Source organism: Prochlorococcus sp. MIT 1306 (assembly GCF_047304515.1).
Classification (GTDB): domain Bacteria; phylum Cyanobacteriota; class Cyanobacteriia; order PCC-6307; family Cyanobiaceae; genus Prochlorococcus; species Prochlorococcus marinus_D.
On record NZ_CP138959.1, the window covers coordinates 764,769 to 786,937 of the forward strand.

General features: G+C 48.4%; 27 protein-coding genes and 1 tRNA gene. 17 read left to right on the top strand and 11 right to left on the bottom strand.

From position 1 onward, the window contains the following. Positions 1-108 precede the first annotated feature (108 nt). The gene (locus SIB74_RS04105; RefSeq protein WP_011825888.1) at positions 109-282 is read right to left on the bottom strand and encodes a hypothetical protein; all 174 of its coding nucleotides are present in this window, start codon (positions 280-282) and stop codon (positions 109-111) included. A 162-nt stretch (positions 283-444) separates the two neighbouring features. Between SIB74_RS04105 and SIB74_RS04110 the strand changes: the two genes are divergently transcribed. Next, on the top strand, positions 445-630 hold the full coding sequence (locus SIB74_RS04110; RefSeq protein ID WP_063395317.1) for a hypothetical protein: 186 nt from the start codon (positions 445-447) through the stop codon (positions 628-630). Beyond that, positions 627-902, top strand: coding sequence for a hypothetical protein (locus SIB74_RS04115; RefSeq protein WP_011130290.1), 276 nt, complete (start codon positions 627-629; stop codon positions 900-902). Before SIB74_RS04110 ends, SIB74_RS04115 begins: the two co-directional genes overlap by 4 nt. A gap of 184 nt (positions 903-1,086) precedes the next feature. Here the strand turns inward: SIB74_RS04115 and SIB74_RS04120 are convergent, their stop codons facing one another. Continuing rightward, a complete protein-coding gene (locus SIB74_RS04120) occupies positions 1,087-1,419 on the bottom strand; it encodes a TIGR02450 family Trp-rich protein (protein WP_063395316.1) in 333 nt (110 codons plus the stop codon). Between the two features lie 338 nt (positions 1,420-1,757). Between SIB74_RS04120 and SIB74_RS04125 the strand changes: the two genes are divergently transcribed. Further along, positions 1,758-2,021 (top strand): hypothetical protein, encoded by a 264-nt coding sequence (locus SIB74_RS04125; protein ID WP_231906004.1) that lies wholly within the window; start codon positions 1,758-1,760, stop codon positions 2,019-2,021. A gap of 176 nt (positions 2,022-2,197) precedes the next feature. Here SIB74_RS04125 and SIB74_RS04130 read toward each other — a convergent pair whose 3' ends face one another. The 3 genes from SIB74_RS04130 to SIB74_RS04140 all read right to left on the bottom strand — a co-directional run bounded on the left by SIB74_RS04130 (position 2,198) and on the right by SIB74_RS04140 (position 4,437). Next, positions 2,198-2,875 (bottom strand): OmpA family protein, encoded by a 678-nt coding sequence (locus SIB74_RS04130; RefSeq protein ID WP_413681777.1) that lies wholly within the window; start codon positions 2,873-2,875, stop codon positions 2,198-2,200. Next, the gene (locus SIB74_RS04135; protein ID WP_197463260.1) at positions 2,856-3,338 is read right to left on the bottom strand and encodes a hypothetical protein; all 483 of its coding nucleotides are present in this window, start codon (positions 3,336-3,338) and stop codon (positions 2,856-2,858) included. The genes SIB74_RS04130 and SIB74_RS04135 overlap by 20 nt, the downstream gene beginning before the upstream one ends. Positions 3,339-4,122: 784 nt before the next feature. Continuing rightward, on the bottom strand, positions 4,123-4,437 hold the full coding sequence (locus SIB74_RS04140; protein ID WP_082818447.1) for a SemiSWEET family sugar transporter: 315 nt from the start codon (positions 4,435-4,437) through the stop codon (positions 4,123-4,125). Between the two features lie 791 nt (positions 4,438-5,228). On the opposite strand from SIB74_RS04140, the gene SIB74_RS04145 reads away from it, so the two are divergent. Beyond that, the gene (locus SIB74_RS04145; protein ID WP_036912139.1) at positions 5,229-5,408 is read left to right on the top strand and encodes a hypothetical protein; all 180 of its coding nucleotides are present in this window, start codon (positions 5,229-5,231) and stop codon (positions 5,406-5,408) included. A gap of 568 nt (positions 5,409-5,976) precedes the next feature. Here SIB74_RS04145 and SIB74_RS04150 read toward each other — a convergent pair. Together SIB74_RS04150 and SIB74_RS04155 are read right to left on the bottom strand one after the other, a co-directional pair. Further along, entirely contained in the window at positions 5,977-6,858 is an 882-nt protein-coding gene (locus tag SIB74_RS04150; protein WP_063395314.1) for a DMT family transporter, read from the bottom strand. A 49-nt stretch (positions 6,859-6,907) separates the two neighbouring features. After that, positions 6,908-7,075 carry a hypothetical protein gene (locus SIB74_RS04155; RefSeq protein ID WP_413681778.1) on the bottom strand — a complete coding sequence of 56 codons (168 nt, stop codon included), beginning with the start codon at positions 7,073-7,075 and terminating at the stop codon, positions 6,908-6,910. A gap of 393 nt (positions 7,076-7,468) precedes the next feature. Here SIB74_RS04155 and SIB74_RS04160 point away from each other — a divergent pair. The 5 genes from SIB74_RS04160 to SIB74_RS04180 all read left to right on the top strand — a co-directional run bounded on the left by SIB74_RS04160 (position 7,469) and on the right by SIB74_RS04180 (position 9,539). Next, a tRNA-Pro gene (locus SIB74_RS04160) sits at positions 7,469-7,542 on the top strand. A 124-nt stretch (positions 7,543-7,666) separates the two neighbouring features. Next, positions 7,667-8,221, top strand: a complete 555-nt coding sequence (locus SIB74_RS04165) for a hypothetical protein (RefSeq protein ID WP_041374781.1) — start codon at positions 7,667-7,669, stop codon at positions 8,219-8,221. Between the two features lie 49 nt (positions 8,222-8,270). After that, complete coding sequence (locus SIB74_RS04170) at positions 8,271-8,537, top strand: hypothetical protein (RefSeq protein WP_041374782.1); 267 nt, start codon at positions 8,271-8,273, stop codon at positions 8,535-8,537. After that, complete coding sequence (locus SIB74_RS04175) at positions 8,534-9,271, top strand: hypothetical protein (protein ID WP_063395313.1); 738 nt, start codon at positions 8,534-8,536, stop codon at positions 9,269-9,271. The genes SIB74_RS04170 and SIB74_RS04175 overlap by 4 nt, the downstream gene beginning before the upstream one ends. A 40-nt stretch (positions 9,272-9,311) precedes the next feature. Beyond that, complete coding sequence (locus SIB74_RS04180) at positions 9,312-9,539, top strand: hypothetical protein (RefSeq protein ID WP_011825905.1); 228 nt, start codon at positions 9,312-9,314, stop codon at positions 9,537-9,539. 299 nt (positions 9,540-9,838) lie between these two features. On the opposite strand, the gene SIB74_RS04185 is transcribed toward SIB74_RS04180, so the two are convergent. Further along, a complete protein-coding gene (locus tag SIB74_RS04185) occupies positions 9,839-10,432 on the bottom strand; it encodes a hypothetical protein (RefSeq protein WP_041374783.1) in 594 nt (197 codons plus the stop codon). Between the two features lie 221 nt (positions 10,433-10,653). On the opposite strand from SIB74_RS04185, the gene SIB74_RS04190 reads away from it, so the two are divergent. Both SIB74_RS04190 and SIB74_RS04195 read left to right on the top strand, forming a co-directional pair. Then, positions 10,654-10,968 carry a dephospho-CoA kinase gene (locus tag SIB74_RS04190; protein ID WP_231906003.1) on the top strand — a complete coding sequence of 105 codons (315 nt, stop codon included), beginning with the start codon at positions 10,654-10,656 and terminating at the stop codon, positions 10,966-10,968. A gap of 212 nt (positions 10,969-11,180) precedes the next feature. Further along, positions 11,181-13,007, top strand: coding sequence for a fascin domain-containing protein (locus SIB74_RS04195; protein WP_413681779.1), 1,827 nt, complete (start codon positions 11,181-11,183; stop codon positions 13,005-13,007). On the opposite strand, the gene SIB74_RS04200 is transcribed toward SIB74_RS04195, so the two are convergent. Beyond that, positions 12,985-13,218: a hypothetical protein gene (locus tag SIB74_RS04200; RefSeq protein ID WP_413681780.1), complete on the bottom strand. Its 234-nt coding sequence runs from the start codon at positions 13,216-13,218 to the stop codon at positions 12,985-12,987. The two genes, SIB74_RS04195 and SIB74_RS04200, sit on opposite strands and share 23 nt — an antisense overlap. A 30-nt stretch (positions 13,219-13,248) precedes the next feature. Between SIB74_RS04200 and SIB74_RS04205 the strand changes: the two genes are divergently transcribed. The 4 genes from SIB74_RS04205 (at position 13,249) to SIB74_RS04220 (ending at position 17,119) form a co-directional block, all read left to right on the top strand. After that, positions 13,249-13,725 carry a hypothetical protein gene (locus SIB74_RS04205; protein ID WP_156486045.1) on the top strand — a complete coding sequence of 159 codons (477 nt, stop codon included), beginning with the start codon at positions 13,249-13,251 and terminating at the stop codon, positions 13,723-13,725. A 119-nt stretch (positions 13,726-13,844) separates the two neighbouring features. Next, positions 13,845-14,507 (top strand): hypothetical protein, encoded by a 663-nt coding sequence (locus SIB74_RS04210; RefSeq protein WP_011825912.1) that lies wholly within the window; start codon positions 13,845-13,847, stop codon positions 14,505-14,507. 396 nt (positions 14,508-14,903) lie between these two features. Next, complete coding sequence (locus tag SIB74_RS04215) at positions 14,904-16,931, top strand: S8 family peptidase (RefSeq protein WP_011825913.1); 2,028 nt, start codon at positions 14,904-14,906, stop codon at positions 16,929-16,931. Between the two features lie 8 nt (positions 16,932-16,939). After that, positions 16,940-17,119, top strand: a complete 180-nt coding sequence (locus tag SIB74_RS04220; protein ID WP_011825914.1) for a hypothetical protein — start codon at positions 16,940-16,942, stop codon at positions 17,117-17,119. A gap of 212 nt (positions 17,120-17,331) precedes the next feature. Here the strand turns inward: SIB74_RS04220 and SIB74_RS04225 are convergent, their stop codons facing one another. Both SIB74_RS04225 and SIB74_RS04230 read right to left on the bottom strand, forming a co-directional pair. Further along, positions 17,332-18,315 (bottom strand): hypothetical protein, encoded by a 984-nt coding sequence (locus tag SIB74_RS04225; RefSeq protein ID WP_011825915.1) that lies wholly within the window; start codon positions 18,313-18,315, stop codon positions 17,332-17,334. 734 nt (positions 18,316-19,049) lie between these two features. Further along, entirely contained in the window at positions 19,050-19,337 is a 288-nt protein-coding gene (locus SIB74_RS04230) for a Nif11-like leader peptide family RiPP precursor (protein ID WP_011825916.1), read from the bottom strand. Positions 19,338-19,895: 558 nt separating this feature from the next. On the opposite strand from SIB74_RS04230, the gene SIB74_RS04235 reads away from it, so the two are divergent. Together SIB74_RS04235 and SIB74_RS04240 are read left to right on the top strand one after the other, a co-directional pair. Then, entirely contained in the window at positions 19,896-20,792 is an 897-nt protein-coding gene (locus SIB74_RS04235; RefSeq protein ID WP_156486044.1) for a VapE domain-containing protein, read from the top strand. Positions 20,793-21,920: 1,128 nt separating this feature from the next. Continuing rightward, positions 21,921-22,142, top strand: a complete 222-nt coding sequence (locus SIB74_RS04240) for a hypothetical protein (RefSeq protein WP_156486042.1) — start codon at positions 21,921-21,923, stop codon at positions 22,140-22,142. The last annotated feature ends 27 nt before the right edge of the window (positions 22,143-22,169 follow it).

Here is a 22,169-nt window from a genome sequence, read left to right on the forward strand (position 1 = left end):
TTGAATGAGTAGGAAACCAGTCTGCTCGAAGGGTCTTGTAGAGGAGACGATAGGCAGAAGGTCTGACCCGTTACTTGATCAGCTTGATTAAAAACGGCTTGAGACGATTCAAGACCTGTGCTGCTCGCGATTGAGTTCGAGCAAGACCTGATCCTCAATAGCGTTCCGAAGCCATGAGGCAATAGAACGACGCTCATTCCTTGCCAAACGTTCCACCTCAGCCGCAAGCGAAAGCGGAAGGTTGACAGCCAGTCGCCTGGTGATGGTGAGATTGACAGGCATTGCCCTGAAGCTGCATCAGTCAAGACACAATAGCCATAAGGGATCCAAAGTGAAGCATAGGGATATCCCTACACACAAGGGGTTGCACTTTGCAGCGCAAAGGTTCGATGATTCGGATGCCGACAAATTCCGGCATTAAAACAACTCCATCGCAATCAGTAAATGAACAACACAATCAAGAGAACTTCAGCAACGCGTGGGCTGACAAACATCCACACGATCAAGTTGGCAGTGCTCGATGCAATCGAATATGCAGAGCAGCGAGGTGATTTAAATCTAGCTCTCGCCTACGCCGCTTTCCTTAAGAAAGACCTCGACCCATTGATCAAAGAGAGGCTAGGATTATGAAACTTACAAATGTTGTAGCAAAACATGGATTCGTTCCATCTGCTCTTGCCCAAATCAACAATGCCAAGCTCTATGAGCGCAACAACTCAGACGGAGTTACAGAACTACTTTGCGTTCAGAAGATAGGCAAGGGAATGAGAGTTGATCGCATGCCATTGCTGATAGCGTCTGGTTTAATCATCCCTATCGGGGAGGCAGTTAAACAGATCCTACCGATTTCAGAGCTCGAGGGATTTCTGGAACTAACACTTAAGCCAGCTGTGTTCCATTAAGCTGCTTTTCATTGAACAGCAAAGCTCTAGTTATAAAGTATGTAAGCACTAAGTGGTAAGCGCTTAAGAGTGGATAAGAAGCAAATCTAGGAATAAGCAGGTATTAATAAATAGAAAGGGGAGTAAATGGTCTTTGATTTAATCATCAATCAATAGAAAAAGAAAAGTCAGGCATCTAATCAGCTCAACTGTTTTCTTGATCAAACCACGGCCGATTATCAAAATCCTCAGAAGGATGCAGACAAGCCTCTTGCGTATTTTGGTCTATTTGTTGATTAACTATCTGACCATCAAGTGTTTTGGCCTCAAGCTTAGGGAGCTGTTGCCAGCCACTGTTCCACATGGAGGAGTCTTTCATTTCCTGCCAAGACACACGTAATCGTGCTTGGCCATCAAGCACAGAAACGAGATTCACCCATCGATCTGATCCCTTACCACCGTAGTTGATTGCAACAAAATGGCGAAAACCACGCCGAGAAGTTGTGCTTGTCCAAGCTTTGTTGGGTGGCCAGTTCATAGGTAGACTAAGGCGATGCAAAAATCGGAAAATACATTTGTACCAAGGATTCGGAGTCGATAGAAAGAATCTATAGCTTTAGTAACGAAATAAAGACAGGAGATTCTGTTCTTTAACCATGATAATCCTAGAGCTATCTTGAACAAAATCATGGGATTGTAGTGGGATTATGATCTGCCCAGCTGGGTAGTCTCGCGGCAATCACGCTCCTTTAAGCCATGGCTAGCTGCGAGGATGCTGCAGAGAACGGAAGCCTAGGGAATGAATGGCTTGCGTTAAGTGGTATCAAAGATGATGACTATCAATTGATTAGAGACCCTGAGCGTCTAAATTTAGACATGGCCAAACTCAAGACCGACAAATCAGCACCTTGGCCCTTGTTGGTGATCAGCTTCTTCATCTCGTTATTTATTGGCAGCCAATTAGGGCTTGTTGGCCAGATGCTCTTATCTGATATCAGTGAGCAAATGAACTCTAATGGAAGCAAAGATCAACAGTATAGAACTGAGAAAGAAGAGCCACAGACTCAACAATCGAGCTGTATCCAGCCCGCAGATGGTGGCCCAGCATTGAATGAAAACTTTGAGCCATGCACAAATTAGAGTTTGATTTGATTGAATGAACATTCTTCAGACGGTTAATACAGCAAGGCCGTCAAGTAAAAAACTGGTTGATTTCTATTAAAAAACACATATTCGTGCCATATTCTTTGCAAGGCAAAATAAATAATAAGATGATTGACTGATTGCAGTCAGATTTAAATTCTGATTATTAGAGTTTAGTCTACGGTCTTAATGATAATCTCCACCCGTCGATTGCGCTGACGGCCTATTGGATTATCACCTCCTTTTTCAGTTGTGTTAGAGACCACCGGCTTCAATTCCCCAAAGCCCTTGGTGACGAATTGAACATTGCTTAGGCCGCCATCAGAGACAAACCAGTCTCGAACTGAAATTGCACGCTTCTCAGAAAGCGTTTGGTTGTATTCATTCGAACCCTTCGAGTCAGTATGCCCTTCAACGCGAACATCTCCCTGTGAAGTCTCACGGATGCGTTTGGCGACAGTCTCAAGAGAAGCAACAGCCGATGGCTTGAGGTTGGCTTTATCGAAATCAAAGAGGACATCAGCAGCAAGTTCAATAAGAACCTCATTTTCTTGTTTAGTAGTGATATTGAGATCATTAATCGAATAGGTAAGATCCTTCATCGAATAGTCAAGACCCTGGATCTGATAATCAAGATCTAGAATTGAGAACTTATGTTCAATCGGGCGTTGAATAAGGTCTATCTCCTTTGCCCCCTGATCAATAAGCTCGGTGCCACGATTATCTTGATTAGCCCTGAGATAATGCGGAAGAAGAAAAGAGACTAAAAGAAGAGTATTGAATGCCCATTTTATGTTATTTGTATGTTGAAGGTTGGTTTTATTCATTGAGTTATTCTGTGATTTGGACATCCTCGATTGGAGGGATGCCAGGAAGGTATAAAGATATCGTTTCAATATCGTTTGGAGGTGCAGGGAACTTTGCCCAAACATTAATAGTGGCACCAGGCTCTAAAGTATTTTCCCTACCTAACATTGACTTATTACTTGTTATTGGCTTGCCATCAGCCTTTACAACAAGATGCTTTTTCTGATTAATATTGTCGATGATATAAGCATCTGAAGCTGCCCTATATTTACAGAGCCAACCATAACATCCCTCGGTAAGCTTCTTCTCCTCTGAAGAGTTATTGGTATATGTCCAATAGATATTTAATGTGTTTCCACTTGAGCGCTTGACTCTCATTAGCGCAACCTCAACACCATCAAGCTCATGCGGCTCAACAGCTAGTGCATTTTTAATTCTCTGACGAGCTTGTCTCGTTACTGAGGTGCTTTCTTGTTTCACCTGTGGTTGATCCTTTTCTATCTCCACTCTCTCTTGAACGTTCTGATCGCTAGCCGATTTCTGAGGCTCATTGCTCCCTAAGCATCCACTAAGGATCATGGCGAGGGATAAACTAGTCAAGGCAATTGGGGAAGTCTTTCGGTTTTTCATGAGTTTAGATTTCGATTTGTTATTAGAACAATGGATTAATTGGCCATTTCATTTCTATCCATCACACCCTTATAAGCCAATCAATAAAAATAGGCAAGTCAATGTCAAGAAAATGAACCTTTCATGGTCCATGCATTTTTCAGCAATCAAATGATGGGATAATCTTTGCGGAGACTTGTTTCATTTAAAATGTTTGGCAAACAATGAGTGGGCTTCATGATGAAGGCCGTGATTGGTTAGATATTTAACCCTTTCTAAAATCTGTGCTTTTAGTAGTTGCTTGGTAGTAACGGTGTTCATCGCTCTGGAATCAGTGAGAAAGCATAAATCTTTCAATACTGATAGTTTCAGCCAATAAAGCTTAACCAACAGTGAGCAAAGTCAAGATCTGCTGTGATTCTGCTCACACAACTATTGGTAGAGTCAAAGGCTTCGAACCGTAAACGAAGAGATTGACTTGGATTAGGTAAACCCAGGCAATGGTGAATACTTCTTGGCTGGTTTTAATTGAACAGCTTTACATCATGCATTGAGCTCAGTTAATGCTATATGGCTAATCAATCTATACACTTTTACGATCAGGTTGTAGCCATTAACCTGTCATTAGGTTTGTCATTTACAATGAAAATCAATTAATCAGTGAACTCGTCATTCACGAATTTTATTTTGATGTCTCCGTTGCTTCCTCAATCGGCCTGTCAAAGACAAACTTAAGAATTAGGATAGCCAGCCCTAGTATGAAGGTGATCACATTAAATAGGATTACTGGCATAGAATGTATTCCCCAGCCATATATTTCCCATAGGATGATGCCGACAATAAAAAGAATGAACATCACATAAGAGATGTCTTTCGCTGATTTAGAGCGCCAAATCTTTACTAATTGAGGAACAAATGCAATAGTGGTTAGTGTCCCAGCTATTAATCCCAAAACATCCATAGAAGAGAGAGAGTCCATCAGGGCCTCCTGAGCCATAAGGATAATTTTTGGCTAAGCCTTACAGACTCTATTGCAGCGACCTGACGTGATCGCAACATCAAGACAACAAAGGAGGACAGCATTCGTATAGCCGTTTCCTTGCCTGCCACTTGGAGTGAATGGCTTACGTTGCTACAAAGCCCTGGTTGTTTCCTTTCTCTGATATGAGTCGATCTGCTCTGCTCCGCTCTACGCAGCAATGCTTCTAGAACCAACCTGCTGAGCCTCTGGGTTGACGATACACAAGTGATAAGAACGGATCCGTTGTTTGCCCGATTTCAGCAACACCATCGGCTGAGACAAGCAAAGCCCTTTGCAGGTTATGAAATTTGGCAGTCAAACCAGAAATAGAAAGAATTTGTCTGGCGATCTTCTCTGGGCTGGTCAGGCAAGGTCTTGCTTCTCTCGGCAGTGATTGACCATGGCCTAACTCCAACCTATTGCTGAACAGTGCTTTAACCAATTTCACTGGACTCAAAAAACTCAACCAGGCAAAGCTTGGTCGACTGCAAGGGTAGACAGTTGTTCCAATGATCTTCACGAACAAACTGATGCTTGTGGGATCTCTGTTTCATCTGGCCTCTAGCGCCAAACAGCATTGGGGTGAGACTGGTCAAGATCATTGCAAGACCAGATGGCTGAGCTGTCTAAGGGTTGGAAGGAAGAATTTGCCTGTGCCTTCCATCCTGCGAAACAGGACGTTCAAGCAACGTCTCCCTTCAAGAATTCCACCAAGGGTTTTTTCTTGGTTGATTGTTTGCTGTAATTGGATGTTCTCAAATGATCTGATGACAACTGTTCGAGACCGAATCAATGCTCACCTCCCTATCGTTCTGGAGGTTCTGCGCACTGGATCCTTGGTTGTAATTGCCCTAAGCACGATCTGCGCTAGTCAGTCCCTTAAGCAAATGGCTGGTGGTCACGATGCGCCTTCTGAAGTCAGTGCGACCCATAAGGGGCACAACTGAAGCCAAAACTGAGTAGTTCTTTGTCGACAGCGATAGAGTAAATATAAAAGTAATGTTCATTCGTCGACCTTCCATCTGAAGGTTACTTTTGCCCTAGCTATGGCCGATGCCAAACGTCATGAAAAGACAGTGAGCATCTATTAGAAGGGCAGTATGGGCATTGATTGATAATTCGAAAATTTAGATTCTCTGGCTGTCTTCAAGCGACAAGAGACACCTTGCTTTATTAAGGCTTCTCAATATCTGATGCGCCCATTTATGACATCAAGAGTCTAGATATTGCTAACTACCTAGTGATTAGGAGAGGCTCGAAATCTTAAATAAAGACATAATTCTTCCCATCAGACCTTCGCCAAGTGTTATCAACAAGTTGAAGAACAACTTCTTCAACTTGTCTGATTTTCTAATGCCTAACCTTTTGATTAGAACCTAGCAATCTTTAAGACGCCAAAGCCAACTCTGAGATCTTTGATGGCCACGCCTTCTTGAATTATGGTTAATGCCATGGATAGCCTGAGTTGGCTGACAAATTCAAAGGATTCTATTTAATAGAGTTAAAGTTTTTTGTTTAGCTAGTTACTGCAAGCCAAATTCCAAAAACTGCCATAAAAGATGCAGTAATTCCTCCAAGCCTTAGTCTATCGCCTTCATAGCGGCAAAGAAGCAAAGCCATTACAGGTGAGCTGCTCAGTAATGTCACCCCAATCCCTAAGGGAAGCTTTTGCAGAGCTAGCTGTTGCAAAATAATCCCAAGGTTGGTTCCCAACAATGTCGCAAACAGAATCCTGGGCCAACGGATTTGCGACGGGCGTGGATAAGGAATTGGTCGAATGCATTTGCGTAGCCAAGGAATAATGAGCACTAATCCACCTAGTAAGCGAATCGCGGCACTTTGCAAAGGTGTGATCTGTCCTAAAAGGAGTACCTGACGTGACAGTGCGGCACCACTAACGCCGCAAATAACACCAGATAGAGCAAAGAGCAGGCCCAATCGTTGAGACGAGAACTTTCGATTGAAACCCACTTCCTTTTCCGGCGGTTGCTGAAAGGCTGCAATCACGACTGATGCAGCAACAAGGATTGCTCCAAGCCAAGACCTCGAATTTATCGTCTCAGCCAAAAATGTCATTCCGTAGAAGCTTGCCAAAAGAGGTCCTAGCGCTTCAATCGTCAATGTTCTTCGTGTTCCAAGTCGTCGCAGAGCAGCGAAGTAGAAGCTATCTCCCAATGCAATACCTAATGCGCCACTGGCCATTAACAACATCAAGCCATTGCTCTGCTCAGACCATGGCAAGAATAGAAGTACAGGGAACAAAAATAATGTGGCAATGACGATCTTAAGACCATTTAATTGCCAGGCAGTTAAAGACGTTTCGATTGAGCGCCAAAGACTACTACTTAATGTCCAAGCAAGAGATCCACAAAGCGCTGCTAAAACACCAACAACCATTGAATGATTCAATCAGAATAGAGAAGGAAAATCACAACTTCTTTGTAAGCTAGATATTCCTATTGGGGCTAGGTGATGGCAACCCCCATGTTGGGATCGGTGGTGGCTCTGCTCCAGCTGCCAATGATTGTTGCCAGCCTTCTAGCCAGGCTTCCATTTCTTTTGGAGTCAGCACTCGCTCCAAGCGGCGAATTAATTCTTGTGGAGGGTGGTGCATCAGTATGTTCCTGATTAGTGCTGTCCAAACCACAAATTTGTCTCGGCTCGACCAGTCTCCATCATTAGCTTCTGAACTTTTAGTCCACTTAGATATAGCTCTACCAGCATGAGGTGATCATGATCATGGACAATCTCTCGATTTTAAAGTCATGACTATCAAAAAAATGGCGTAGGTGATCCCTGCCGACTCTTGCTGAAACGACTGCACCAACCAAAGTTATGGGGGTTGTCGTTGCCATTGTCAGAGCATCAAGGGAGGAAAATCAGCCCGATCGGCTGAGTGACGCCCACGCCACAGACGAATTCAGCGTAATTTTCTACAAAAAGGCCCAACCTATTGGTCGCAAAGGTTTTACTGATAAGCACTCCAGATATTAGGATTCTTGCGTGGCGGGGCGTGGCGCAGCTTGGTAGCGCGGGTGCTTTGGGAGCACTAGGTCGCAGGTTCGAATCCTGTCGCCCCGACTTGAATCTCAGCGAATGGCAAAAGGGCCTCTGTGGTCAGAGTGTGGTTATGGCTTGCTTCTGGGAAAGCTGACCACACAACTTTCCAAGCGTTAATTGACTTGTCTGATCGCATCAGTAGGGTGTGATTAACGCATCGCGCCTCTCAGAGCCCCTGAACCGCGATTCCGTCGAAAACCTTCCATCAGAACAACAGTTGCCTGAATTGCAGCTGCTGAATTCACCCGTACGTCCGAGGCTTGAACCTTCTTTGGAGGAATGGCTTGCACTGCCAATCCGCACCCCAAAGGGTCAACGCCCTGTTCTATTTGCCAGTGATTCAGAAAAGGCAGCTGCTCATTGCAAGGTTCGACGTGATCACGCTCTTGGCGTCATCTACGAACACACCGAGAACAAACCTCGAAGAGGCGATCTCCTAAGCCACAAGCTTGGAAATCGTTTCTACCGCCTGCAGAAGCAACTGATTGCAACTGAGGGAACACCCTCCGCTGTATTGCAGCAGGAAGCACGAGATGCCTACCGCGCATCCGCAACGCCAGCAGAAGACTCCCCAGAAATCCGCGCCTACCTCGAACGGATTTGGGGACCACTCAAATACCCAAGCATTAGCGGAGTCCCCTGGACCCCAATCGCAAAAAAACGGATCAACCTCTCAGAGTTTTCTCCAGAGCCACGTTGATACGTCTGCTCAGCGGGATCATTTCTTCTCCCTAACAGACCCTGTATGGGTGCCGGAGGCTGTTGCAAGTGAACTGCTTGCAATGAAACCCAGCACTCTTCGCTGCATGCGCCGTGAGCGCAGGTTGCGCCCTGGCATCGATTGGATCTATTCAACCGGCGGCAAGCACAGCAGCGTCCTTTACAACGTGCCTTCCATCATTGAGCTGCTAGTTCAGCGAACGATTGAAGCGACGCAAAAAGAAGACGCTCAACGTGAGGCGCGACTGAAAAACAAGCAAGAAAAAGTCGAGACCTATGAGGAGGGGGAGGCATGAACCGTTCATCTCGTCAGCAACCCTGCCCGTGCTGTGGTCGCAATGCCAATGGCAACTGCCGTTGGTCTGATGATCTGATCCTTTGTTTTCAAGGTGATCGCTTTGCCCCGCCTTCTGATCTAGAGATCGGTGACACCATCACTATCGATGGCGAGCCCTGGGCATTACTTCGCCGTGATGGTGGCTTCAGCGGCATGGCAGCCGTATTCAGGCCACATAAACCAAGACAACCGGGCGAAAAGGATTATTCCCGTCGTCCGCGTCCCAATCAAAAACTCCTTTCACTTCAAGCAAAACGTTCTCAATGGGCTGATGCCATTGAACAGTTCCACGATGCCTTTCAGCTCGCATGGAATATCCCGGACTTCTATAGCTGCACACCTGATCAACTCAAAGCGGCTGAACAGGTCATCAACGATGCACAAGCTCGTGGCGCTGCTCTTAGATCCCATCTGCGTCAGATCTGGAGAGAACATCCCGGCCTAGATCAACTTCATCGCTTACGCATAGATAGTCAGCTCAAATCCCTCGCCTATATCGCAGAACATTTCCGGTACTTCCAAATCAATGAACTTGCTACCTCTCGCCCGGCGGCTGTTGATTTAGCAGGGGACGGTGATGGTGGAAGTTGCTTTACCGCCATGAATAAAGGTGATGGATTTCATCAGCTGTCCGTTTTGGGTGAAGTAGGAGATCCAGGTGCCGTTAGTGAAAGGCATGAGTCAGGTAGTTAGTACGACCAGGTTAAGTTGACTGAGCAGACCTTGTAGACGTATGGAGAGCAAAGTCTCAGAAGGGATCGAAAGGTTACGGGAAGAGATGCTGGTGTTGGAGAAGTATTGGGAGCGAGGTATTGAGCTTCATTCTGTTGGCGTATTGGATGGAGAAGAGTTTGGGGAATGGGGAGCTGTATGTATGAGCGTGATGTTGTTGATGGAGATTGATGGAATGCAGTTTGTGGTGAAGACACACGAATCCCCCACTCGATCCCAGTGTGGTTAAAGCGAAGTGCTGACGTAAGGCAACGCCTCACCCCCCAAGCAAAAGCCTGAGGAGGAGAGATATAAAGGGTAGGGGAGATCGTGGGCAATAACCAGTGCGGGGAATCGAACCCCGCCTGAGAAGTTTTATTCCTCAGTCACCAGATTGGTTGGTTCAGAAGCAGCAGCTTTGGCTTGAACTCTTCTTGCCCGGCGTTTAGCTGAGGAAGAAGGAGAAGTTGCCTGAGGCAAGGCCGCATTAGCCATCTAAATATGTTGCCAGCTACCTGCACTAAGCATGGGGATTAGATAACAGTGCAATCAAGATCCCTGAGGGCAGGGCCTATCACCGCGTCGTGTCTTAAATATAACTTTGTAGGTGTTATTACGCTGATTTCGATCCCAATTCATACGAGCCGCCTGAGCAAAAAATTTACCCCCTCCAATCGGGCATGCTGCAGGAGAAGCCAATTTCACACCATCTGCATTGCATGTTTCACCGGGACGTAGGGAATTGATGGGACCAGATCCTCGGCAAATAACTTCATTACGATCAAAGGTTCCTGAATGGGCGCCATCAACCGTCTGCCGCATCTGAATTCGATTTGTAAACGATTTACAGTTTCCTTTGCCTACATTCTTATAGACCGGGAAAGCACGAATGATCTGACTGGAGGTGTATTTACCCGGTGCCGTAACCGACCCAGAAGACCCACCCACTGAACGGTATTTAAAGGAACTGGTCGGAGTTGTAATCCGCCAGAACAGCTGGATATCACATTGACCAAATGGATCCCGTATTCCATCAGGAATCCTGGGCTTGAAATTCTCCGCTGAGGGCTGAGGCTCATAACTTTGAGGCAAGCTTTGGGAGCGAGCTGAAGGAAGAGATCCAACCCCTAATGGCAGTAACATTAGGGAAGCGAAAAGCGCACATTTACCAGCGTATCTAATGTTGAGCATGATAATGAAGAAGGATTGATTGAGGGTTGACTAATTCCCTCAATACTCCAAGCATATATCCCTGCCAACGATCAAAATGTGAGGCCAATCAATTATTTTCGTGAGATTCATCACAATAGGCCTCAAAAGCTCTACAGAGCATTATATCAGCCTCCAATAAATCAATGGATCTTTTGACTGACTCACATCTGCCATGCCATAAGCCTGTCCCTCTCTCTATTCTTCAACCAATAAAGGCACCATCTAATCCGAATCGACCTCGACAGCTACACCCTTTCCAATCTGTTCGATGTCGAGTCCCAGCCAAGACTGGTAGCCATCAGCAGCTTGAACGCTTACAGACACGGGATCAGCTGAATGAATTAGAAGCACGGGCTCGCATCGACGCCCAATGGACTTTGGAGCAAAAAGGGCAACTTGCCGATCAACTCATCGGCAACAGTACCGATGTTAAGCAGTGGAAAGAACACGTCCAACGGTTGCTGTGAGGATGTCTTTAAGCCCCAACTGGCCTTGATCCATTTACCAGCTCGAAAAGTCTTCTGACACGCAAATTGCCAAATCTGTTCACTGTGACCAACATCACAAAAGGATGCGAGCACCAACGACAACTCTGCATGCGATCACGGAGATCCTGGGCTCATCGGTGATCTAGCACCGCTTCTCCCTAACAGCACTACTAATCCTCACCTTTCAACCGATGTATTTCGCCACCAAATCCCTCGCCCTGAGCTTCGCAGCCGCAGCTGGTCTTAGCGGCCTCAACACACTCACCGCTCTCTCCGCCCAGGCAGCCACCCGATGCGACAGCGGAATGCTGCTGGGCCGCTACACCTTGAAATCGGAACTCAACAATAAATACGTGCGGGCCGGCATTGGTTCCGGTGCCTATGTCGGCGCCAAAAGCAACAGCGTGGGCGGCAGCACCAGCTGGGAAACCTTCGACATCTATGACCTGGGCAATCGAGATGGCCTCAATGGAGGTACCTACGCCCTGCGAAGTACTCAAGATCCCAATCGCTGGGTGAGCGTGAACTCTCAGAACGCACTGAAACTGATGCGTGGCTGCAACACCGCCAGCAAAACCCGTCTGTTCCGCGCCAACAGGGTCGGCAACATCCTGCAGCTTCAATCACTCTCCAATCAGCAATGGGTGATCCAGCGCTCCAACAACATGCTTTACGCCAATGCTGCGACCATGGGCGGCAACGTACCCAAAGCACTGCAATATCGGCTAACGCGCATCGGGTCCGGGCCAACGAGCCCCAGCCCACAACCGCAGGTCAACCTCAACGGCTGGTTCAGAGGCAATAACAAAGGCGTCTATTCCGTACAACGCAGCGGCAATTCATTCCAGATGAAAGGCTTCCTCAATGGCAAGCCCTTCAATCTGATCACCGGCAACATCCAGGGCAACATCATTAATGCCAGCTGGAAAAACTACTGCAATCGCAGCACAGGCTCCCTCAAACTGCGCATCACAAGCAACGGTCTGGTCAAAGTCGGCGGCAACCCTGGCTTCAACACCTCATGGTCTCCCACACAAAATCCAGGTTCCATCAGCAACACTCCTGCTTGTCAGCAGCAACAACCGCAGGTCAACCTCAACGGCTGGTTCAGAGGCAATAACAAAGGCGTCTATTCCGCACAACGCAGCGGCAATTCATTCCAAATGAAAGGCTTCCTCAATGGCAAGCCCTTCAATCTGATCACCGGCAACATCCAGGGCAACATCATTAATGCCAGCTGGAAAAACTACTGCAATCGCAGCACAGGCTCCCTCAAACTGCGCATCACAAGCAACGGTCTGGTCAAAGTCGGCGGCAACCCTGGCTTCAACACCTCATGGTCTCCCACACAAAATCCAGGCTCCATCAGCAACACTCCTGCTTGTCAGCAGCAACAGTCGCAGGTCAACCTCAACGGCTGGTTCAGAGGCAATAACAAAGGCGTCTATTCCGTACAACGCAGCGGCAATTCATTCCAGATGAAAGGCTTCCTCAATGGCAAGCCCTTCAATCTGATCACCGGCAACATCCAGGGCAACATCATTAATGCCAGCTGGAAAAACTACTGCAATCGCAGCACAGGCTCCCTCAAACTGCGCATCACAAGCAACGGTCTGGTCAAAGTCGGCGGCAACCCTGGCTTCAACACCTCATGGTCTCCCACACAAAATCCAGGTTCCATCAGCAACACTCCTGCTTGTCAGCAGCAACAGTCGCAGGTCAACCTCAACGGCTGGTTCAGAGGCAATAACAAAGGCGTCTATTCCGTACAACGCAGCGGCAATTCATTCCAGATGAAAGGCTTCCTCAATGGCAAGCCCTTCAATCTGATCACCGGCAACATCCAGGGCAACATCATTAATGCCAGCTGGAAAAACTACTGCAATCGCAGCACAGGCTCCCTCAAACTGCGCATCACAAGCAACGGTCTGGTCAAAGTCGGCGGCAACCCTGGCTTCAACACCTCATGGTCTCCCACACAAAATCCAGGCTCCATCAGCAACACTCCTGCTTGCTAGGAAGCCAGCTTTCAGTGAGCTGGCGCGGTAACGGCAGCGGCACAACCGGGCCAGATTTAGCTAACGACAGCCAGCTCACACCTCCCCAAAACCCCGCCCGCTGCGGGGTTTTTTCTTGCCTGTGATCAACATCACAACCACCCATGACACAGCTCATCAACCCATCTCCCACTCTCAGAGATCTTGGGTTGATCGGTGGGACACACAGCACTTCCACTTCTCTCCCCACACCCTCGCCACCATGAACCGCTCACTCTCCATCCTCTCCTCTCTCACCCTCTCCTCCGCTGCGCTTCTGTCTGTTCAGCCGCAAGAGGTCAACGCCATGACCATTGCTTTTGACTGCTTTGAGCGCAGCACTGAAAAACTGGTTGCCCGCAGTGCCGTCGACATGACCAGCATGGCCATCAGCTGCCTGCCAGTTCCAGGCACAACCCTCACCGAGGATTCCGGCATCGATTCAGAGGACGATGACATCATTGTTGATAACACCGGTACAGGTGAAGATTTCGACCAGGATGCTGACTCTGACATCGACATTGCAGACGAAGACATTGGAAACGAAGACGTTGGGAACGAAGACATTGCCTACGAAGATGAAGATGTATATGAAGATGAAACCAATCCTGAAGCTTCCACAGGCTCACAAATCGGTGAAGCCCTCGGCAAGCACATTGGCAAGCTGTTAGCAGAGGGGATTAAAGATGTCTTCCGCTGATCCTCTAAGCCCCGACACACCCTCCGCGTAGAAGCAAAACTTCCGCCCTGCTCTCCACATCAAAAAGGCAAGCAGGGCCTCCAAAATGCTGAAAGAACAAACCAACAAAGCCTCGTGTCATGGCGAGATCAACCCCTTCCATCGCCATAAGTCCTTTCCGAATCAAACGCAAACTCATTGATGATTCAGACATGCGCATAGTCCATCAAAGCGCTGCGGGTCTAATTCTCCTCGCTAGCAGCACACTCATCTTCACTCCAAAAGCCGAAGCCAACGCTTATCGATGCTTTGATCGCCAGTCCGGCGAACAGGTCGCCATCAGCGACATCGACATCACCACCCCCAGCGTGAGCTGTCTTCCCAGCAACGGAACCACGACACCCCTCAGCAACGAGAGCGAATCAGAACCCGAAACGGTGCCACCGAGCACAGGTTCCACAGTTGCCCCCTACGACGATGAAGATGAATCCGGATCTGGGCAGCCTTTCCAGGCTCCATCGGACACAACACTTGACCCCCTGGCTGCCCGAAGGGCAATCAACTTGGCTCGCGGAACAGCCGTGTCACTCAATGGTGGACTGAGTCAATACCGCCCTAGCACTTGCATGTTTGCCAGCGCCATGGGCAACCCCTGCATCACCCGCTCTGATTCACAAGGCATTGAATTCACGATTCCAGGTGGTCCTCCAGGCTGGGAACAAAACGATGCAGAGCCAAGCGTGGTGACCGTGGTGGTGATTGCACCAGACGGCCGCTCCGTCTTGGAATCAAATAACAACTGAACGAGCCTTCCCCCTTCGAGCCTCAAACTAAAGAAGATCCCTGGATGCAGGGAACTGTTGCCTGGAGCAGGCCAATAAAAAACCCACACGAGGCGGGGCGTTGATGGTTTTGTCGGGGGATTGATCGCACACAACACTTCGCGCCCTGCTTTCCCCATCGAGGGTGTTGTATAGCTTTCAGCTGAAGCTTCGGGCTCACCAATCGTTTCAGCATGCGCGGCCCCAGTGGCTCTTGGGAGCGCCTTTGGCCTTATGGCGATAGTACTTACAGAAATGCAGGCCCAAAACCTCCATTACCTGTAGAACCTCACAACCATGCGTGACTCAGATCACCAAATAATGACCAAGCGTTGAAGAAGCTAACACAGTTACAACTTTCTTCCACCAATCTTCCCCATGACAGACCTTGACCTCCAAAAAATATTTCACAAACTGTTCACATCGCAGCACTCAAGCAACAACAAGTCGCCACATCAAGACCCGAACAAAGGCATCACTGCTAACAGCGATTTCGAAAACGAAAAGTTCACACACCCCCCCCAGAAGATCACTGTCAAATCTATCGATGACAGTGTTTTTAAGTACGACACACCATTGGATAAGCAGATCCTCGAAGCCAGTGGAATCAATCCAAAGCTCTTTAATCCGAGCTGGCTCAAACCTGGACTCGAATTTGAACCTCAACTTCCAGAACTCAAAGAACGACGCATCACCGACGCTTCAGGAGACAGCAGCCTGGCTGAAGTTTTCGAGGATGGCGCCCTAAAGATCAATCTCGATCCCAACAAATATCGACACCTCAATCAAATTGACATTGACCGCTTTGGTCGACGCCACTCACAGCCAATGAGTCTCGTGGACGTCACTGTCACCGCGACCGACATGGAAACGGGAAGCGTCATCAACCTGGGAACGGAAGTGGTCGACCCCATCCGTGGAACGGCCCTGGTCAATCTCAAGGACAAACTGGATGCAATCTCCACTTGGAGCCTGCGTGATCGATACGCCATTCATGTCGAAACATCAGTGAGCTCAGGATCCACTAAGCATGTTTTCGAATCATTTGAAGAACCGATCACATTGATCAAACCGCTGCGGTGGGGTTCACAGCACGTTGGTGATGAAACTGGCAACGACCTGATCTACCAGGAAGTTGCTCCAGCAGCGGGATCAGGCCGGATCTACCGAGGCCGTGGCGGCACCGATTTCCTCCACCTTGAGAACATCAACAGTGGCGACGTTGTTTCGTTCAACGGACGCGCTGGCATTGATCCGGCCGAGGCTGCGGATCTCGGCCGTCAAGCCTTCTACGGCGGGACCGTTTTCGACAGCCTCACCCTGAGCAATGGCGATGAGCTTTATCTCCAAGGAATCGAACGATTGCGCTTCAGCGATGCGACGATCGATCTAACACCGAACCTTGATGCCACAAGCGAACTCCAATGGAACACCAATGTCATGGATGTGCCAGGCGCCTGGCGCTTCAACACCGGGTCCAACGATGTGGTGCTGGTGTCTCTGGATAGTGGCTTACGCGACGACGGCAGCGGTTCGCCAGCCTTCAACGCCGAAATCGACCATGTCGATTACTTGACCGAAGTCAACAGCTATAACTCCGAGCATGGCCATCGGTCGATGAGCCTGATGGCCGCACGCCACGACGGCACCGGTGTCGCCGGCATCGCTCCAGACAGTCAGCTCTGGAGCTTCAACGCCAAAACAGCGAATCAGAACGGCATCGGCTTCGAAGCCGCCCTCGAACAAACACGTGAGCGACGCGAGGGGCACCAACGCATCGTCTTCCAAGGAGGTGTTCAAGGCGACTGGCCATGGACATCTGATGGAGCCAGCACAAGGGAAGAAGTCGAAGCAGAATTCGCTGCCAGCCGACCCTGGGGCTTCTTTGCAATCGCAGCCGGCAATGGAGGTGGCCAGACGTTCAGTGAGAACGATTACTTAACGACCGTCTCTGGAGTTGCAGAAGCAGCGGTCAGTTACGACAACATCACCAGCGTCGGAGCCCTTGAAAGCGGTCTCCGAACGGACATTGACGGACTGATCAACGCGACCGACGTCAGCCTGGCGACCTATTCCAATCGCGGGAGCAACCTCACACTTGTTGCTCCTACGGACAGCTGGGCCATGGACGTCGACGGCACCAGAAGCTGGTTTGATGGCACGTCAGCTTCCAACCCGAATCTGGCCGGTGTGGCAGCGCTGGTCTGGAGCGAGAACAACGATCTGACCGGCGGCCAACTGCGAGAAATCCTGATCAGCAGTGCCATGGACCTCGGCACCGGGGGGGTTGACACCACCTTCGGCAACGGTCTGGCCAATGCCGAAAGTGCTATCCGCCGGGCCCATGCGCTGGAAGCCAATCAGGAACTGGCATTGTTCTGGGACAACAACTCATTCCTTGCGTAACTGCCCCAATGCGATCAGCAGCCCCGCCAGATCTGGCGGGGCTTTTCGTCGTTGCCGATAGCTTTAAAAAAGCGGAGGTACGTGTTCAGGGTTCGCTTTTAAATGAATGGAGAGGTCCTTTGGTTGCCATTGCTTCTCTGATGTCGTTATTACCTGCAGCGACCCTGATGGCAACGACGAACTCCTAGAAGAAGGTTGCACGAATGTGGCCAGACTCCTGCGGGTGTTCGGCTAACGAATGTGGGAAGTGAATTGCCTCATCGTTCGGACCAATGCCTAGGAGAACCTCAGCTCTTCTTCAGCGAGGGCAAGGTCTGCAGAACCCGTGGCTTGAAGAAATCAAACGAGCCCCGCTGGTTTGAGGCCGTCTCGCAAGGGCTTCAGGCTTTCCGACTGGTAGTTAGAAATTCAATATTGGTTTATTTAGCCAATACCAAAGGCTATTCACTGCAGTGGGCTTCCAGCCTTGCCATGGATGAGGTTGGTACCCACCAATCAGGTGAGGCTTTATTCCCACAGCTTTAATCCTAGCAAGAGGATCCTGGCCCCAATCCCATCCTTCCGGCATTGAAGTTCTAAGACTCTCGTTGCTCTCTGTAAGCTGTCGGTCCATAAGGTCAGCTTCCTTCCTGGTAATAATTAGTATGGCAAGATGAGCTTTGAGGAACTCACTGATAACTCTGGGTGGAGCATGGTTTTTAGCCATCTCATAAACTTTTCGTTTAATCATTACTACTGGAACAACATGCTCCCTCCAAAGTTCATTTGCCTTTTCGCTTAGAGCAAGTTGAGAGTGCCCAATCGTAATGAGTCGGTCCACAGAGTCAAAGCCTAGTGTTTTGCGAAAGGAGCCCTCGAAAGGCCATTTTAGATTTTCTCTAGAAGAGAAGTGAATAATTTGTGCTACATCATCAAAGTAAGATTGATCGCACTGTGTACCTAGCTGGAGAAAATTTTGCGTGCCATTAGTCAGTGAGTTGCCCAGATCCTCATCTTCTAGCTTGTCTGCCAACCTCCGAATCAGAAGGTTCATTTTTGCTATGTCGGCATCTAATAGTATTTGAGTATAAAACTTTCCAGTAGTGATTTTTGCGCAACTGAGCCCTTGCGAAACCTCGCGAAATAGGTCATGAACTAATTGACTGTTATCTGCCTTGTCCTGTTCAACTCTATAGGTCAAGGAAAATTTGTTCTTTCTCATTTCTACTCCTGCATATAATTTATCCTGCGTGCTGCTTAGCAAGCATGTAATTGTTTTTCTGTTTAGTCTCGCCGTGACATTGGGTGCACTTCGGATGCTAACAAGAAGCTGATCAAGAACTTCCTTCTGCCTCTTTGGAAGGCGATACTTTTTTTGCTTTTTTGGGCTGGATGTTTCTGTCATTTATCTCAGGATGTGGAGGACCCCCTCATGGACCTCTTCAACATCGCTGAATTAGTCTGTAACTACATCACCTCAACGTGGGATATTTCCGGTGAATGTTCTCCCCACTTTGGGGGTGTAGTTGATTAGCGAACAAAAAAACCGCTCGAGGCGGGTCCTGTGAATATTCAGTCGGGAGATCGATAGCGACTACTCAACGACCCCTGCTTTTCCCTTTCGGGTCTTGTATAGCTCTCAGCCTCGCTTTCATGGCTTCAGGCTTCCCGACAGAGCTTTTAATTATCAGTAGCGGCGGCAGGTGTAGCCGGTGCAGTTGCCAGGGTTTTATTAACCAGAAAAGGCTCAGGAGCAGGCGGACAATTGTCAGCCTGCCGTACCAGGCTTCTCAGTCATGCGTGGCAAATGCCCTGCAGTCCCTGCCTCTTCAGTCGGCCCGAGACCACGTGGAATGCCAGGTGGGCGGCCGCCCACTTTCAGTAGCACTGCTTAATAGAAGGTTCTTTCCTGCCCGGCGGCTGTTGGTTGACTTAGTGATCCGGATCACGAGGTTCAGAGTGACCCGGGTCACGCTGCTTTTCCTTTGGCTCACTTCGTGTTGCGCAACACGAAGTTCAGAGTGTTCCGGAACACGCTGGGTCAAGGTGTCGCCCGACACCATGCTCTTCTCTTGGTTGACTTCGTTTCAGTGTCTTTGCTTTAGTAAAATAGCTAACTTTGTATAAATTATAAAAAGTTCATAGCTGAATCGGCTTAGTTTTTTGTCGAATCCAAGCTGATAAAACCAAGTTATAGACTTGATATCGTTTCATAGTTTCTTCGGGATCTCCCATGCCAATGGACTTGATCGTTCGATCTATAAAAGCTTTTGAACTTTCTTCAAAGTCATTCAAATCTTCTTCTGTGATCACAAACCCATGAGCCTTTGCAATAGCAACTACATCAGCACAATTTGATTTGAGCTGTGCCTTTAGAGAAGCATCGCTTTTACTCTTTCTAATGAATTGCCCTAATTGGTTGGCCATTGGTGAATTTCAAGTCTTGCATGTAAATTATCCCAACATCGACAATCTCGTGTTATGAACTAGCTCATTCACAGCTGTGAGGTTGGTCACACCTTCTCGGAGAAATTAGCAGAACTAAAATATTTTAGGAACCTGCCGGAGATTGCCTAGCTTCTATTCTTCAAGATCGTGTGAGGTTTCGGATGCCCTTTAAGCGAATAGGGAAGTCGTTGAAGAAATAAAAAGCCCCTTGAGGGCTTTGAGTGTGTAGGCTTTTTCTTTTACCAATTTTAGCAAAGCTCTCGGAATTTGCCAGGCAATAAGTTCTTTCCAGGTCCATTCTTCATGCGCATAACGATGTTCAAGGTTATCCGGATAACCATGAGTTCTTTTCCTGCCCTGCGGCTGTTGACATCGTGACGGGCGTCACGATGTTCAGAGTTATGGGCGTAACGCTGCTTTTCTTTGGGAGTTCAGAGTGATCCGGATCACTCTGCTCAAGGTGACCCGGGTCACCTTGCTTTCTCCTTGGTTTACATCGTTATCCGGATAACGAAGTTCAAGGTGTTGGGCAACACCATGAGTTTCTTTGACTCACTTCGTTACCCGGGTAACGAGGTTCAAGGTGCTGCGCATCACCATGCTTACCCGGGTGAGCATGCTCGGCACTTCGTGTTCCGGAACACGAGGTTCAAGGTGTTGCGCAACACCATGCTTTCCTTGCCCTGCGGCTGTTCGTCCATTGGCAGAGGGCTTCTGATGGCTTCCTTGGGATCAAGCCTTTCTGAATTTGTTCGGCAGGGGGAACCGCAGATCTATCCAAGTTTTGAAGCAGTAAGTGCTGCTCAACTACCAGCCAATCAATCCCTCCTTCATTACTGGGGAAGTGGTTGGTTTGAAAATGACAAGGGCAAGGAAGTCGCCACGCCTCTCAATGCCGGTAAAGCTCTGATACGGCTAAGAGAAGCGATTCCTTCTAGATCAATTCGCCTCAATATCGTCACCGGTCTGATCGAAGTCCATAGCAGTCCCCTTGAAGAGTCCGATCTCGAAACCTTTTACACAGAGGTTCAAGCACAGGGATGGGGCATCACCAAAGAAGCCGTTAAAGATGCTGTTTTGCGCTTGGCGTTGCTGAATCGGTACGACCCCATTCAGAACTATCTCAATTACGTCGCTGATTCTTCAGCCATTGAACCGGTCGATATCGATTCCATCAGCACTACATATCTCGGAACTAACGAGCCTGACTTTGACCAATACATGAAGATTGCTTTGCTTGGTGCCGTAAAACGACGCTTTGAACCCGGCTGTCAGTTCGACACCGTTGTCACCCTCGATGGTGATGGAGGTATTGGTAAGTCATCCGTATGGATCAACCTTGCCTCGCCGGATTGGCATACCAGCAGTGATGCCTGCAATTCAAGCGTTATCTGCAACACCAGCCAATCGGGATGTAAGGGTGCACGATTGTAAATGGTGGGATTGGGATTGTGACTGAATGTGTGGAGCGTTATCTGCCGGCCGCGTTACGTGAGTGCAAGAGTGTCGATTTCTGGTGCCAGCGGTGATGTGCCTTATGTGTTGTTTTATCCCTTATTACGATACCCTCCAAAAGCCCCTGCAATCGCGGGGGCTTTTTATTTCTTGAAACACCTCAATATTGGCTTGAAGCAACCATCGATATCTGGCACCATTGACTTTCAGAAAGTTGCCTTGATGTCTTCTATTAATGTTGGCATTAAAGTTTATTAGCTCTAAGCCAGCCAATGACACCTACTCCAGCATTGACTGAGGCTACTTGGTTTGAGGTTGAATTACTTACAACCCTTATCCGATACCAGATCCCACTCTGCCCAGAAGAAGTACGATTTACCGTGGAGATGATCTGAACTGTACTACGGCTACCAACAAGGGACCTCGGTATAATTGAGCATCCGCTGTTAATGCTTCCCACATTGGCAGGATTAAAGGCTCCGCAATTTCGCAGAAAACTAGGTGATTTTGTAACTCTAGTTGAAATTGGATGCGTTGTGGGTTCTACCGAAATACTATCTGGGCATGGGTGAGCCGCAACCGGAGCAGCTATATAGAAACTCATGCAGAATGCGGAAAGCCCACAAATTTTCTTGATCGATGAAGTCATGTTCAGCTTCTTTGAGTGAGGAGGATATCCTCTGTCTACCGAGCTTCTTCAAAAGATACCACATTTGTCGTGTTTACAGTCACTCGCAACTGTGATCTTGCTCACAGCAGGTATATAGGCTCACGGAAATCTTGTTAATGAGCGGCAAACCTTGCGATAACTTATGACCACACTCTTTACGCCTGAGGACACTTCAGTATTTCTATATTCACTGGTCAGAGCGCTTGCTTCTATTAATATCCTCTGCAATACATTCTCAAGTATTTGAGCAATTTGTTGAGTCTGTCGGACACTTCTTCTTTTGCTAACCATCTAGGCTTTTTAAGATTACAAGCGTTGCCGATAGCTTTAAAAAAGCGGAGATCTGCAGTCACCACCCCAGTGGGAAAGCATTTCCCTATTGAATCCACTTCAAAAACGGTCCAGACTTAGCGTCGCCTGATAGGCCAGGGCCTGAAATGCGCTTTCTACTGATCGCAGCTGCAACGCTGATACTGACCCTGGCGCCTGGCATCAGGGCTTGGTCTTCTTCTGAAGAAGATCCCTGGATGCAGGGAACTGTTGCCTGGAGCAGGCCAATAAAAAAACCCCGCTCGCGGCGGGGCGTTGATGGTTTTGTCGGGGGATTGATCGCGCACAACACTTCGCGCCCTGCTTTTCCCATCGAGGGTTTTGTATAGCTTTCAGCCGTAGCTTCAGGCTCCCCG